Annotated in this window: 10 protein-coding genes; 7 read left to right on the top strand and 3 right to left on the bottom strand. The window is 62.4% G+C overall.

Going from position 1 to position 14,067, the window contains the following annotated elements; all coding sequences use genetic code 11:
* The first annotated feature begins 97 nt into the window (after positions 1 to 97).
* The 4 genes from ACYU7Q_RS12010 to ACYU7Q_RS11995 all read left to right on the top strand — a co-directional run bounded on the left by ACYU7Q_RS12010 (position 98) and on the right by ACYU7Q_RS11995 (position 5,296).
* Entirely contained in the window at positions 98 to 1,492 is a 1,395-nt protein-coding gene (locus ACYU7Q_RS12010; protein WP_460609661.1) for an ATP-binding protein, read from the top strand.
* 155 nt (positions 1,493 to 1,647) lie between these two features.
* The gene (locus ACYU7Q_RS12005; RefSeq protein ID WP_460609660.1) at positions 1,648 to 3,657 is read left to right on the top strand and encodes a tetratricopeptide repeat-containing sensor histidine kinase; all 2,010 of its coding nucleotides are present in this window, start codon (positions 1,648 to 1,650) and stop codon (positions 3,655 to 3,657) included.
* A 50-nt stretch (positions 3,658 to 3,707) separates the two neighbouring features.
* Entirely contained in the window at positions 3,708 to 4,085 is a 378-nt protein-coding gene (locus tag ACYU7Q_RS12000) for a response regulator (RefSeq protein ID WP_198069951.1), read from the top strand.
* Between the two features lie 164 nt (positions 4,086 to 4,249).
* Positions 4,250 to 5,296, top strand: coding sequence for an adenylate/guanylate cyclase domain-containing protein (locus tag ACYU7Q_RS11995; protein ID WP_460609659.1), 1,047 nt, complete (start codon positions 4,250 to 4,252; stop codon positions 5,294 to 5,296).
* A gap of 88 nt (positions 5,297 to 5,384) precedes the next feature.
* Here the strand turns inward: ACYU7Q_RS11995 and ACYU7Q_RS11990 are convergent, their stop codons facing one another.
* The 3 genes from ACYU7Q_RS11990 to ACYU7Q_RS11980 all read right to left on the bottom strand — a co-directional run bounded on the left by ACYU7Q_RS11990 (position 5,385) and on the right by ACYU7Q_RS11980 (position 11,062).
* The gene (locus tag ACYU7Q_RS11990) at positions 5,385 to 8,753 is read right to left on the bottom strand and encodes a cyclic nucleotide-binding domain-containing protein (RefSeq protein ID WP_460609658.1); all 3,369 of its coding nucleotides are present in this window, start codon (positions 8,751 to 8,753) and stop codon (positions 5,385 to 5,387) included.
* A 103-nt stretch (positions 8,754 to 8,856) separates the two neighbouring features.
* Entirely contained in the window at positions 8,857 to 9,393 is a 537-nt protein-coding gene (locus ACYU7Q_RS11985) for a DUF4833 domain-containing protein (protein ID WP_460609657.1), read from the bottom strand.
* A 124-nt stretch (positions 9,394 to 9,517) separates the two neighbouring features.
* Complete coding sequence (locus ACYU7Q_RS11980) at positions 9,518 to 11,062, bottom strand: hypothetical protein (RefSeq protein ID WP_460609656.1); 1,545 nt, start codon at positions 11,060 to 11,062, stop codon at positions 9,518 to 9,520.
* A 166-nt stretch (positions 11,063 to 11,228) separates the two neighbouring features.
* On the opposite strand from ACYU7Q_RS11980, the gene ACYU7Q_RS11975 reads away from it, so the two are divergent.
* From ACYU7Q_RS11975 to leuC, 3 genes are read left to right on the top strand one after another with little or no spacing between them, the layout of a single operon-like run.
* Complete coding sequence (locus tag ACYU7Q_RS11975; protein ID WP_460609655.1) at positions 11,229 to 12,395, top strand: 2-isopropylmalate synthase; 1,167 nt, start codon at positions 11,229 to 11,231, stop codon at positions 12,393 to 12,395.
* Positions 12,396 to 12,410: 15 nt separating this feature from the next.
* A complete protein-coding gene (locus tag ACYU7Q_RS11970) occupies positions 12,411 to 12,584 on the top strand; it encodes a hypothetical protein (RefSeq protein ID WP_460609654.1) in 174 nt (57 codons plus the stop codon).
* A gap of 27 nt (positions 12,585 to 12,611) precedes the next feature.
* Positions 12,612 to 14,006, top strand: coding sequence for a 3-isopropylmalate dehydratase large subunit (gene leuC, locus ACYU7Q_RS11965; RefSeq protein ID WP_460609653.1), 1,395 nt, complete (start codon positions 12,612 to 12,614; stop codon positions 14,004 to 14,006).
* Positions 14,007 to 14,067: the final 61 nt, after the last annotated feature.

The following is a 14,067-nucleotide window of genomic DNA, read 5'->3' as shown; positions in this document are numbered from 1 at the left end:
AACCCGGTACGGGAAAATTCGGCCGAACTGCCCAACTTTGTGGCGGCCCGTGCGCCATTTTCTGCTCTACTTTATTTCCTCTGCGCTCCTTCCCCCTATGGCTCACTCGGCTGGTTACGGCGACCTCTTCTTCCTGGCCCCGATGGCGTACGGCATGATGCGCGGCCTGAACCGGTTCCTGGACCTGCCGCAGCGGCTGCCGCGCTGGCACCGGGCGCTGAACTATATCTGGGTGCCGGCGGCGGGGCTGTTTGTCGTTTCCCTGGCGCTGAATTTCAAGTCGCCGATTCTGGGCGATGTGTATTGGCTGCTGGTGCTGTTTGCATTGCTGGGCGTGCTGCTGGCCCTGCGCCACTACCGCCCGGCGCGTACGCTGCTGTTTGCCACGGCCCCGTTTGTGGTGTATAAGGTGCTCGAAATCATCATCGAGGACTCCAATGGCAAGATTCCCAAGAGCTTCGATGCCTTCCTCGATACCACGCAGGGCTTCGTCATCATTTGGCTGATTACCTTCATTTTCATTGCCCGTAGTCAGAAAAAGCAGCTCGAAAAAGAACGGGTGCTGCGCGAAGAGGAGGAAAAAGCCAAGCGCCGCATCGAAGCCCAGAACGCGGAACTGGAGCGCCTGGTGGCCGAGCGCACCGCCGCCCTCACGCACCAGGCCCAGGAGCTGAGCGGCGCCCTCGTGGAGCTGCGTACCACCCAGGCCCAGCTGGTGCAGTCCGAAAAAATGGCCAGCCTGGGCGAGCTCACGGCCGGCATTGCCCACGAAATTCAGAACCCGCTCAACTTCGTCAATAACTTCGCCGATGTGAGCGCCGAGCTCATCACCGAGCTGGAAGAAGAGCAGCAAAAACCCGACCGCGACCTGGAGCTGGAAGCCGAGCTGCTGGCCGACCTCAAGCAGAACCTGCTCAAAATCAGCCAGCACGGCGGGCGGGCGGCCAGCATCGTGCGCGGCATGCTGGAGCACTCGCGCACCAGCTCCGGCGAGCGCACCCCCACCGACATCAACCAGCTGGCCGACGAGTACTTGCGCCTGGCCTACCACGGCCTGCGCGCCAAGGACAAAACCTTCAACGCCACGCTCAAGCCCGATTTCGACCCCGCCCTGCCGCCCGTCGAGGCCATTGCCCAGGACCTGGGGCGCGTACTGCTCAACCTGCTCAGCAACGCCTTTTATGCCGTGCGCCAGCGCCAGCTGCGCGGCGAGCCCGGGTACGCGCCCACCGTGGGCATCAGCACGCGCAAGGTGGGCGAGAAAGTAGAAATCCGGGTGCGCGACAACGGCCAGGGCATTCCTGAATCCGTGCGGGCCAAAATCTTCCAGCCCTTCTTCACTACCAAGCCCACCGGCGAGGGCACCGGCCTGGGCCTGTCGCTGAGCTATGACATTGTGACTCAGGGCCACGGCGGTACCCTCGCTGTCACGTCGCAGGAGGGTAGCTTTACCGAGTTTCTGATTAGCTTGCCAATTAATCAAGCGGGCTAACTGCCCGCCCCGGTCTCTTTCTGGTTCTACCGTCAGCATCCGCCGTTAAGTCGCCGAACCATAGCGCGTACTTAGCGGTTAGGGCTGGGCTTTGGCCTGTTGCTTAATTAAATAAGCACTGGCTTTCATCATTCCTTTCCCTTAGAACCAGCTCGTTGATTCCTATTATTACCCGGGTTTCGGCTCTCCGTAGGCTTGGCTGGCGGGGCCTGTTGCTGGCCGTGCTGCTGGCCGGCCCAGGGCCGGTAATGGCCGGGCCGCGTGCGGCCGGAGCGTCGTCGCCCGGGGCGGCCGTGGACAGCCTGCGCCACCTCCTGACGCTGCCCCAAACCAACTTCGACCGCGTGAAGCTGCTCTGCCAAATCAGCGACCAGCTCTGGACCCAGCGCACCGACTCGGCCGCCGTGTACGCCAACAAAGCCCTGGCCCTGGCCCGCCGCATCCACTACCAGCAGGGCGAGGGCGCGGCCCTCAACCGCCTCGGGGCGGCCCTGCGCGAGAGCAACCTGGCGCGCGCGCTGGAAGTGTTCCAGCAGTCGCTGCACATCGCCGAAACCACTCACGACCAGGGCTTGATAGCCCAGAACCTGCGCAGTATCGGCATCATCTACGTGTATTTGCGTGACGAGCGCCAGGGCCTGGCCTATTATTTCCGGGCCCTGAAAATTGGCGAGCAGCTGCACGACGAGAACCGCACGGTGATTGAGCTGAGCAACATCGGGCTGGCGTATGACTTGTTCGGTCAGATTGACTCGTCCCGGATTTTTCAGGAACGCGCGTACGCCCTGGCCCGCCGCCTCCACACGCCCACCAACTACATCCTGTACGGCTTGGGCAACGTGGCCCGCAAAAGCGGTCAGATAGCCCAGGCGCGCACTTTCTACTACCAGAGCATTGCCGAATCGAAGAAGGTGCACCACCTGCGCAGCCTCAACTTCGCCTACGTGGGCCTGGCCCAGCTCTACCAGCAAATCGGCCAGGCCGATTCCAGCATTTACTACGCCCGGCTGGGCTGCCAGGCCGCCCAGACCAACGGCTTCCTGCGCGGCGTGCTCAACGCCAGCACGCTGCTCACCCAGGATTTTAAGCGGCGCGACCGCCCCGACAGCGCCCTCAAGTACCAGAGCCTCATGCTGGTGATGAAGGACACGCTCTTTGGGCAGGAAAAGGTGATGCGCCTGCAAAGCCTCAACTACCGCGAGCAGCAGCGGATGCAGGAGGTGGCCGCCAGCCAAGCCGCGCTGCGGGCCCGCTACCGCACCGCCGGGCTGGTGGGCTTGCTGGTAGGCCTGCTGGTACTGGCCATCATTCTGGCCCGGCACGGAAGCCAGCAGCGGCGCGCCCGCGAAGCGTTGGAGCAGTCACTGGTCGAACTGAAAACGGCCCAGGACCAGCTGGTGCAGCGCGAAAAAATGGCCTTCCTGGGCGAGCTCACGGCCGGCATTGCCCACGAGCTGCAAAACCCGCTCAACTTCGTGAAAAACTTCGCCGAAGTGAGCGCCGAGCTGGTGGACGAGATAAACGGCGACCCCCACAACCCCGCCCGCGACACCACGCTGGAGCGTGAAATCCTCGACGGCCTGAAGCAGAACCTCCGGCAAATCAGCCAGCACGGGCAGCGCGCCACGTCCATCATCAAGGGCATGCTGGAGCACTCGCGCACCGGCACCAGCCAGCGCCTGCCCACCGACCTCAACGCCCTCATCGAGGAAAGCCTGCGCCTGGCCTACCAGGGCCTGCGCACCAAGAACAAAGATTTCACCGCCGAGCTCAACACCCGGCTCGACCCCGCGCTGCCGTCCGTATCGGTAGTGCCGCAGGACCTAAGCCGGGTGTTGATTAATCTGTTTACCAACGCATTTCATGCCCTGCAGCAGCGCCAGCACCAGCAATCCGGCCCCGATTATCAGCCAGCCCTCACGGTGAGCAGCCGGGTGGTGGCGGGGCAGGTCGAAATCAGCATTCGGGACAATGGCACGGGCATGTCGGAGCAGGTGAAGGCCAAGGTGTTCCAGCCCTTCTTCACCACCAAGCCCGTGGGCGAGGGCACGGGCCTGGGCCTGTCCATGAGCCACGACATTGTGACCACCGGCCACGGCGGCACGCTCACCGTGGAAAGCCACGAGGATAAGGGCACCGAATTCGTCATCGGCCTGCCCGCCTAAGCCGCCCCGCGCCCTACCTTTGGCCTGACTAATTTCCCCGCCTCCGCCCCATGCAAATCCTGGTTGTTGACGACGAAACCGATGTGCGCGACCTGTTTCTGCAGCGCTTTCGCCGCGAAATCCGCAGCGGCGAGATGAGCTTCAGCTTCGCCTTTTCGGGCGAGGAAGCCCTGACCTATCTGCGCGCCCACCACTCCGAAGTCCTTATTATTCTCTCCGACATCAACATGCCCGGCATGAGCGGCCTCGACCTGCTCGGCCACGTCAAGGAGGAGTTCGAAATGCCGCCCACCACCATGATGATGATTACGGCCTACGGCGACAACGCCAGCTACCAGCAAGCCATGAGCCTGGGGGCCAATGATTTTCTGACCAAGCCCGTGGATTTTGCCGTGCTCAAGGAGAAACTCCAGCACCTGCTGCCCTAAGCAGCTACCCGAGTGGGGAGTTGTCATTCCGACGAAGGAGGAATCTGAGAAAACCAATGAAGAACAGTCCTCAGATTCCTTCTTCGTCGGAATGACAACGACCCGCTGAGTGCCATCCTTTTCTGACGTATTTTCGTCCAATTACTCGACTTCTGCCAACTCCTATGAAAACCAAGATTCTGGTGGTCGACGACGAAGCCGACCTCGAACTGCTTATCAAGCAGAAGTTTCGGCGCAAAATCCGGGAGAGCACCTACGAGTTTCTTTTCGCCACCAACGGCCAGGAAGCCCTGGAGCGCATCACCGAACACCCGGATACCGACGTCATCCTCTCCGACATCAACATGCCGGTGATGGACGGCCTCACGCTGCTCACGCGCACCCACACCGAGCACCCGGCCATGAAAACGGTCATCGTGTCGGCCTACGGCGACATGGGCAACCTGCGCACGGCCATGAATCGGGGCGCCTTCGATTTCGTGGTGAAGCCCGTCGATTTTGCCGACCTGGAACTCACCATCGAAAAAACCGCCGACCAGGTGCGCCAGCTGCGCGACACGCTCCGCGCCATCCAGGAAAACAACATCCTGAAGATGTACGTCGACGAAACCGTGCTCAATTTCATGACGCGGCCCGACTTCGAAAACCGCCTCCTGGCCTCCGAAACCGTGGAAGCCACCGTAGTCTTCCTTGACATCTGCGGCTTCACCGCCCTGGCCGAAAAGCTGCCGCCCACCGACGTAGTGGGCCTGCTTAATACCTATTTCGACTTGGTGGTGAAGGAGTTCATTGCCCAGGGCGGCCACGTTGATAAGTTCATGGGCGATGCGGTGATGGCCGTGTTTCGGGGCGAGCACCACTTGGACCGCGCCATCGACGCGGCCCTTTCGGCCCGCACCGCCCTGCAACAGAGCCAGGCCCCCTTGCCGCCCGGCTTCGACTACCGCCCCCAGGTGAGCATCGGCGTGAATACCGGCGAAGTCGTGTCCGGCAACATCGGCTCGGCCTCCCTCAAACGCCTGGACTACACCGTGATTGGCGACGTTGTGAACATGTCGCAACGCTTGCAGTCCGCCGCCAAAGCCGGCCAGATTATCATCAGCGAAGCCGTGTACGAGCGAGTAAAGGAGTCGTTTCACTGCCAGTTTGTGAGCGAAGTAACGCTGAAGAACAAGGCCCTGCCCGTAAAAATTTACGAAGTGGTGGAATAGGATGTAGCGTGGACTCTGCGAGTCCGCGCCTGAACGCCCCTTCCGCAACTGGCAAGGCGCGGACCCGCAGAGTCCGCGCTACAACTGCTTACTCTGCCAGCTCGCGCATTTTCTCATTCTGCGTCCTGATTCGCTGGCACAGCATCCGCAGAATATTGCGCAGCACCTCGGCGCGCTCCTCCATCACGTCGTAAAAATCTTCCTGGTCGATTCGGAACGCCAGTACCTCGCTCAGGGCTGCTGCCGTGGCCGAGCGCGGCTCGGCATCGAGCAAGGCCAGCTCGCCAAAGAAGTCGCCCGGCCCGAACGTGGCCAGCTGCTGTGGGCCGTTGAAAACGCCCACCTGACCATCGTGCACAATAAAAAGCGAGGTGCCGATATCGCCCTTGGCAAAAATCTCCTCGCCTTCCCGGAACGTCACTTCCTTCATAATGGGCACGATGCTGCTGAGTACGTTTTCGGGCGTGGTGGCAAACAGGGCGGTGCTTTTGAGCACCACTACCCGCTCCAGGGCGGAGATTTTGGACTCGGCGGCGTGTAAATGGCTCATGGCGGGAAGATTGAGGGCGGATAAGGGCTGGCCCCGGTGGGCGGCCAGCGCGGCTGCGGCCAGTTGGGCGCTTTCGCGCAGTAGCAGGTAAGGCGAAGAAAAATAGGAGCGCAGCAGTTCCAGCGCATCGGGCTCGGTTGGCTGCCAGTGGCGCAGGGCCACGCTCAGCGTCCAGGAGGTGAAGGCGACGTGGCCGCGCCGCAGCAGCAATGTGGGCAAGGCTTCGGTAGTGGGCGGCAGCTCGGCTACCAGATGCGGGGGCGGGGCCACCGCGCTGCCGGCCGCCGAGGCCGCGCCCATGGCCGCCATCGGGTGTGGGTGGGCCGGCGCACTGCGCGCCGTGAGGCTGGCGAAAAGCCGGGCCTTTTCGGCTACGGGTGAGTCATCAAGCAGCGCCTGCAAGCCCTGGTAAATGGGCCTTGGGATGAGATTATCGAGGATTTCGAGGGCGTTGGCCTGGCGCTCGCGGGCGGCATGGGCCACGTTGCGCTGGGCCGTGGCCACCAGCTCGGCATCATAAAGTTGGGCCAGCAGGCCGAACACACGCTGGTGCAGCAAGGTCAGCTCGTAGTCGATAGTGGCCGTGAAGTCCGGGCCGCCCGTCGTCACCAGACCGTGCAACAATTGCGCGGCCAGAGTAAATTCTTCGCGCAGCAAATGCTCAAATGTAGGCCGGTCGGCCGTGCGGGCCGGGAAGCGGCGCAGCGCCCGCAGCGCCACTCCTCGTGAAAACAGGTGCGGGTGCCGGGCCAGTTCCACCAGCGCGGCGCGGCTGGCAGAGGTACCCAGCCGTTCGAGTACCGTGGACATGCGGTGCGGATGGGCCGGCTCGGCGTCGCGCAATAGGGCTGCGCGCACCAGCGGCACCACGGCCGGGCCCAGCGCCACGAGGCTATCGGCGGCCGTTTGCCAGCGGTGCTTGTCGTTGATGGCGGACAGCAGGTGGTGGGCCAGTTCCAAGTGCCCCACGGTGCCGATGGCGCGCAGGGCTGCTTGTGCAACTTCCGGCTGGGAGCTGGTTAACTGGTTTTCAATCAGCTCATTTTGGATGTCAAGTGGAAAAAGCGACAGCAGGTCCAGGGCTGCCAGCTCGGCAGCCGGGCCGGGGTTGCTTTCAGCATTCGGCAGCAGGCGGTAGAGGCTGTGCCGGGCGGCTGCGTGCCGGGGTTCGGCTTCCAGACTGCCCCGAATGGCCCCCTGGCGGGCGGCCAGGTCGGCGCCGGTGAGCAGCGCGGCCACGGCCGGCGCGTCGGGGATGGCGGCGGCCAGCTGGCGGGCGGCGGCTTCGCGTACGGCAGCGGCGGGGTCGCGCAGGGCCAAGGCCTGGAGGGCTTCCACGGGCAGCGGGCGGGCTTCGGGCGTGGCCAGCAGCGCCAGGCGGATGCGCTCATCGGGGTGCTCCAGCAGGCGCGGGGCGTGCTCGGGCAGCGACTTGGGCTCGTGCTTGCGCAGCCAGGCCACGGCGTTCAGCACCTCGGTGGGGTGGGGGCTGAGCAGGTGGGCCAGCACCACGTGGCGGGCCGCATCGGGTAGAGCCAGGTCGGCGGTTTCGGCGAAGCGACGGCCCAGGCCCTCTTTCAATTCGGCCAGATAATTCAGGTAAGTGCGGCGCAAAAACAACAGGGACAATACCAGCAGCGCGCCCATCCAGAAGAAGGGCAGGCTGCCATCAAGCAGGCCCGACGAGCGTAGCGCGAAAAACAGCACCCCCGTCAGGGCCATGCCCACCGGCTCATAAAAGCCCTTGGCCAGCGTGTGGGCGGCCAGCCGCTGCGGCGGCGCCAGCGGCTGAAACAGCACCAGAAATACGGGGTCGAACACGGTGCGGCGCAGCACTTCCAGCAGCAGGTACAGCCCACAATAGAAGGCCAGCTGCCCGGCCTGCGAGTAGCCGCTAGCCACTTTGTAGCCGCCAAACACGGCCAGCGCCACCAGCGCCACCACCGGCAGCAGCCGCAACGACCACTGCACGCCGTAGCGCTCCAGCGCCTGCCGGCTCACCAGCAGCTTGAAGAACGTGGCGGCCAGGTACGTGGCCGCCAGTATCCAGCCCACGGACTGCATCACGTCTTCCGAGGCGTGAAACTTGTGCTTCACGTTCAGGAAAAACATGTATTCTACGGCCGTAATCACGCCCGCGATGGTCACCAAACTCAGGCACATGGCCAGCACCAGCTGGCTGCCGCCAAACAGGTGCTGCACCAGCTTCTTCTGGGGCCGGGCCACGGCCCGCACCGGCCGCGCCGTGGCCTCGACCACGTGCGAGCTAAGCGTGGCGCGCAGCGTGAGCAACGCCCCCAGATAGGCCACAAACGACACGCCCAGCAGCACCGGCAGCTGCGCGTCGCCGTGAATGAGGGCCGCCAACACCGCGCCCAGGGCCTTGGCCGGCATGTCGCCCGAGCTGATGATGCTGAACAGGCGCTTGCTCTGCCGCACATCAAACACCACCGCCGAAACGCCCCAGAACTCTAGGTTAGTGAGCAGATAAATCACTCGGTAGCCCGCCATAATGGCCACGGCCGCCGCCACCGAATGCCCCAGCACCACCAGCACGCCCAGCACGCCCACCAGCGCCACCACGGCCAGCAGCACGCGCACGGCCAGCTTTTTCAGCAGGTAATGGTGCTCGAAATGGGTGTAGACCTTGCCCACGGCCATCATGGCCAGCGCGCCCACGATGTAGCCCAGCGGCAGGCTGTGCTCGGGGTTGTGCTCGAGCAGCAGCACGTTGGCCGCCACGTACACCAGCACCGAGCCGATGCCGAGCAGGAAATTATGCAGCAAAAACAGCCCCACGGTGCGGGTTTCGCTGGCTTTGATGCCGAACAGGTTTTGCAGAGAAGCGGCCGAAATCATGCGGAAAAGGGGCCGGGCCAGGCGGCACGGCCGTAGCCAAAGATACACGGAGCAGCAGGTAGCGCGGCCTTTTAGTCCGCGGTGGCGGTATCCTAACGACTTGGCTTTTTATTCCTCGACTCGCGGGCTAAAAGGCCGCGCTACAAGTCAGCTACAGCGTTATCCGCTCCGCTATCGGCTGGAGGGTAGCCGTATTCAGGCCTTTGAACTCGATGTACTTCACATTCGGCACCCAGAATGTGCCGCCCTCAATGCGCAGAAACACGCGCTCCAGTTGAATCTGCTTGCCGGCTATGGTGGTGTAAACGTGGAGCGCCTTGTCCGTCGGCGAGCGCAGCAGGTAGAACCGGACCTTGTTGTAAGCCGCGAATTTTAGCTCGTACTTATCCGTCGCCAGCTTTTCGGCCGTGAGGCCGTAGGCGAATTTGCGCTGGATGAAATTCAACTCCTTGCGCTCGCCGTGCTCGTCGTAGCGAATCCAGAACACGTTCACGGGCTCGTCTTCGTTGAGGTGGCCGGCGCGGTCCACGTTCAGCTGGTAGATGACGGTGTTGGTATTGGGGTCGCGCTGCAGGTAGAAGAGCTGGTTGCTCACGCCGCTCGGTACCGGGAATACGGTGGCCGGTTTCGGGGCCGGTGGCAGGGCAAAGAGGAGGTTGAAAAGCAGCAGGAAGGTCGTTGCCGACATTGTTTTTGAGAGAGTGAATGCTTCCGCAAAGGTACGCCTGCCTGTAGCGTGGACTCTGCGAGTCCGCGCTTCGCACGAGCCATTCCTAACCCACCATGCGCGGACTCGCAGAGTCCACGCTCCATCACTTCATCTGCCGGAATTTCCGCTGCATCACCTCCTGCACCGGCACGTTCGAAATCTTGCTTTCCAGCCACGACACAATGTCCAGGTACAGAAACGGGCGGCTCTCGTAGGGCGTGGCGGCGATGACGATGAGCTTGCCGCGCAGCCGGATGAAGGCCTCGCGCACCTGGTGCGGCGCGATGCTGCCCACCGTGCGCAGAAACCGGAAAATCTCCACCTGCATGGGCTGTTGGTCGTCCATCTTGCCCAGGAAATGATACACCGAGCGAATCTGGTAGTCGAGGCTGGCATCGTCGCCGGCCTCGTAGTGGGCAATCAGGTTCAGAATGCGGGCGAAGCATTGCAGGTCCTCGCGCAGGCTCAGCTCCTTGTGCTGAATAATCAGGTTCAGGTATTCGATGGCCTTCCCAAACTCGCCGCTGCCGAAGTACAGGCTGGCGATTTTGTAATACAGCACCAGCGTGCGGTGCAGGTCGAGCTGCGGCTTGTAGCGCTCCAGTTGCTCCAGCAGGTCCGGAATGATTTCCAGGCCCTCGGTGAAGCGGCCTTCGAGGAAATAGGCGTTGATGCGGTTGGTGTAGAGGTACTGGAAGAGCAGGATTTCGGTGTTCGGGCTGCTGCGGCGCGTCTGGTTGGCGGCAAACTCTTCGAGGGTATTCAATACCTGCTTGAATTTGCTGTAGTACAGCAGGTTGTAGAGCGAGGCCAGCAGATTATGCAGGCCCTTGATGTAGAGCATCGTTTGCAGCTCCTTCATGTGCGGCGCTTCTTCAAACAAGTCCACCCACTTCTGCGCGTAGCGGTAGCCGGCCCGAAAATCCTGGTCGAGCGTGTGGTACCACACGTGCGCCTGGTAGAAATACAGCTTCTCAAAAAAACCGCCATCGTTGGCCGGAACCGCTGGCATATTCTCCCGAAAAAACGCCGTCACCCGCTCGTGGTCGGCCCGGTTGCGGGCGTGGCCAGCCTTCAAATACAGCCCGTAAAGGCGCAGCGAGGCGTTGCTGAGCGCGTGCTGGTTAGCCAGGTGCGCCACGGTATCGGTGGCTTCGGCGGTGAGGGTGTCGGCGCGGTCCTTCAGGCTGCGGGTGATGTACTGGCTTTCGATGAGCTTCTCAAAATCGAGGGCCAGCAGCACGATGTGCGGCATTTCGGCCTGGCGTGCGCCCTGTTTCACCTTCTCCAGCATGCGCAGGGCCTGCTGGTAAAAGCCTTTGTTGTAGAGCACCCGGGCGTAGTCGAGCTGCTCGTGCAGCTGAATATCGGGGTTCTGGCCGGCGTGGTACACGCGCAGGCTGGCCAGAATTTGCCGGTAAAGGTTGGCCTTGAGGTTGGCCAGCTGCACGCGTTTCAGGCTGGGCGCCTGGGCCATCACGGCGGCATCGTCATAGGTTTCCAGCGCATCGAGGGCATCGAAGAGGAGCAGGAATTTGAGGTCCTCGCTCGCGCCCGGCCGGTTGGTAAACAGCCGGAAATGGCGCTTTTCGGTCCGCGTCAGGGACTTTACCAGCTGAAAAACAGGCTCCTGATTTTTGGTAGGCATTGTATGAAGTGATAAAGCAAGTGGCTGATAAATAATTGATTGATGAATAAGGTTCGGCGTTTGGAAATAGTATAATTTCCAAAAACGTGGTTTTGCAGCGCTGGCGCAGGGCCCTTCTTGCCGACCTATTCATCACCGCAGCCCACTGATTCCGGGCGATTATCGCATGGCAACCCAGCAAATCCAAATCTTCGATACCACGCTCCGCGACGGCGAACAGGTGCCGGGCTGCAAGCTAAACCGCGACGAGAAGCTTCTCATTGCCCGGCAGCTCGAATTACTCGGCGTCGACGTCATCGAGGCCGGCTTTCCGGTTTCCAGCCCCGGCGATTTTGCCGCCGTGCAGGCCATCGCCGCCCAAACCCGCGAAGCCACCGTGTGCGGCCTATCACGGGCGGTCGAAAACGACATCCGCGTGGCCGCCGAGGCGCTGCGGCCCGCCCGCTACCCGCGCATCCACACCGGCATCGGCACGTCCGATGTGCACATTCAGCACAAGCTCTGCACCACGCGGGAAGATGTGCTGGCCCGCGCCATTGCCGCCGTGAAGCTCGCCAAAAGCTTCGTGGAAGACGTGGAGTTCTACGCCGAAGACGCCGGCCGCACCGATAATGTTTTCCTGGCCCGCGTGTGCGAGGCGGCCATCCGGGCCGGCGCTACGGTCCTCAACATCCCCGACACCACCGGCTACTGCCTGCCCCAGGAATACGGCGCCAAAATCAAGTTCCTGCACGAAAACGTGCGCGGCATTCACAACGTGCGGCTGTCCACGCATTGCCACAACGACCTCGGCCTGGCCACCGCCAACTCCATCGCCGGTGTGATGAATGGCGCGCGCCAGATTGAATGCACGATAAACGGCGTGGGCGAGCGCGCCGGCAACACCGCCCTCGAAGAAGTGGTGATGATTCTGCGCCAGCACCCCTACCTCGACCTGCACACCAACATCAACACCCGCCTGCTGGCCGAAACCTCGGCCATGGTGTCGCACCTGATGACCATGCCCGTGCAGCCCAATAAGGCCATTGTGGGCGCCAACGCCTTTTCGCACAGCAGCGGCATCCACCAGGACGGCATCATCAAGCACCGCGAAACCTACGAAATCATCGACCCCAAGGAAGTCGGCGTGGCCGATTCTTCGATTGTGCTCACGGCCCGCTCCGGCCGCGCCGCCCTGGCCTACCGCCTCCAGAAGCTGGGCTATGATTTCGAAAAACCCGAGTTGAACAAGGCTTACGCCAGCTTCCTGCAGCTCGCCGACCGTCAGCGCGAAGTAGTTGATAAAGACCTGCACGTGTTGGTCGAGCAGGAAAAACTTGTAACTGCTAATTGATTGAAAATTAACATTATGACTGCCAACGAAGTAGTTTATACCAGCCTCACCGCTTCCACCGAAAACCACCAACCCGAACCACCGGCGTCGCGCCCCCAGCGCCACGCCGATTGGATTAGCTACGCCGTCGCCGTGATTCAGCAAGCAGCACCCACTGCCACCAATTTCACCGAATCCACTACCCGCTAAGCCCCCGTTTTCCTTCTCTCCCTCCCAATGGCTAAGTCCTTATTCGATAAAATCTGGGATGCCCACGTGGTTCAACCCGCGCCCGGCGGCCTGGATATCGTGTATATCGACCGGCACCTCATCCACGAGGTGACCAGCCCGCAGGCGTTCGACGAACTCGAAGCCCGCAGCCTGCCGCTGTATCGCCCGGCGCGCATCCTCGCCACGGCCGACCACAACGTGCCCACCCGCAACCAGCACCTGCCCATCGCGGAGCCGCTGAGCCGTTCGCAGGTGGATACGCTGACGGCCAACTGCGCCAAATACGGCGTGGAGCTGTACGGCCTGGGCCACGCCCGCCAGGGCATCGTGCATGTCATTGGGCCGGAGCTGGGCCTCACGCTGCCCGGCACCACCATTGTGTGCGGCGACAGCCACACTTCCACGCACGGCGCGTTTGGCGCGGTGGCGTTTGGCATCGGCACCAGCCAGGTGGCGCAGGTGATGGCCACGCAGTGTCTGTTGTTGAGTCGTCCCAAGCGCATGCGCATTACCGTGGATGGCGACTTGCACCCCGGTGTGACAGCCAAAGACCTGATTCTTTATGTGATTGCCCAGCTCGGCACGGGCGGCGCCACCGGCTACTTTGTGGAATACGCCGGCAGCGCGGTGCGCGCCCTGAGCATGGAAGGCCGCATGACGGTCTGCAACATGAGCATCGAAATGGGCGCCCGCGGCGGCCTCATCGCGCCGGATGAAACGACGTTTGCTTACGTTGCAGGCCGTCCTTACGCCCCCAAAGAAGCCGCCTGGGACCAGGCCGTAGCCTACTGGAAAACGCTGTATTCGGACGAAGACACGGTTTTCGATGCCGAGCACCGCTTCGACGCGGCGGCCATTACGCCGATGATAACCTACGGCACCAACCCCGGCATGGGCATCGCGCTCAATGGCCACATTCCCAGCGAAGTGCCGGCCAACGAAGCGGAGAGCTTTGATAAGTCATTGCAGTACATGGGCTTTCAGCGGGGCGAATCCTTGCTGGGCAAGGAAATCAACTACGTGTTCATCGGCAGCTGCACCAACTCGCGCATCGAGGATTTGCGGGCGGTGGCGGCCTACGTGCAGGGCAAGCAGAAAGCCGGGCACGTCGAGGCCATCATCGTGCCCGGCTCGAAGCAGGTAGAGCAGCAGGCCATTGCCGAAGGCCTGGACAAGATTCTGGCCGAGGCCGGCTTTGAGCTGCGCGAGCCCGGTTGCAGCGCCTGCCTGGCCATGAACGAGGACAAGATTCCGGCTGGTGCTTATTGCGTGGCTACTTCAAATCGAAATTTTGAAGGGCGGCAGGGGCCGGGCTCGCGCACACTGCTGGCCTCGCCGCTGGTGGCGGCCATCACGGCGGTGCAGGGGCGGATTGTGGATATCACGCAGTATTTGAATTGAATGTAGCCTGGACTCTGCGAGTCCGGGCATCGCACGCACGACAAAACCCGGACTCGCAGAG

The organism is Hymenobacter terrigena, assembly GCF_054776515.1.
The sequence above is the reverse complement of the archived record's forward strand: the minus strand, read 5'-3'. Positions and strand labels throughout refer to the sequence as shown.

Bases quoted from the DNA above. Each gene is read 5' to 3' on its own strand.
- ACYU7Q_RS12010 (WP_460609661.1), top strand. From the start codon at position 98: ATGGCTCACTCGGCTGGTTACGGCGACCTCTTCTTCCTGGCCCCGATG.
- ACYU7Q_RS12000 (WP_198069951.1), top strand. From the start codon at position 3,708: ATGCAAATCCTGGTTGTTGACGACGAAACCGATGTGCGCGACCTGTTT.
- ACYU7Q_RS11995 (WP_460609659.1), top strand. From the start codon at position 4,250: ATGAAAACCAAGATTCTGGTGGTCGACGACGAAGCCGACCTCGAACTG.
- ACYU7Q_RS11985 (WP_460609657.1), bottom strand. From the start codon at position 9,393: ATGTCGGCAACGACCTTCCTGCTGCTTTTCAACCTCCTCTTTGCCCTG.
- ACYU7Q_RS11980 (WP_460609656.1), bottom strand. From the start codon at position 11,062: ATGCCTACCAAAAATCAGGAGCCTGTTTTTCAGCTGGTAAAGTCCCTG.
- ACYU7Q_RS11975 (WP_460609655.1), top strand. From the start codon at position 11,229: ATGGCAACCCAGCAAATCCAAATCTTCGATACCACGCTCCGCGACGGC.
- ACYU7Q_RS11970 (WP_460609654.1), top strand. From the start codon at position 12,411: ATGACTGCCAACGAAGTAGTTTATACCAGCCTCACCGCTTCCACCGAA.
- leuC (WP_460609653.1), top strand. From the start codon at position 12,612: ATGGCTAAGTCCTTATTCGATAAAATCTGGGATGCCCACGTGGTTCAA.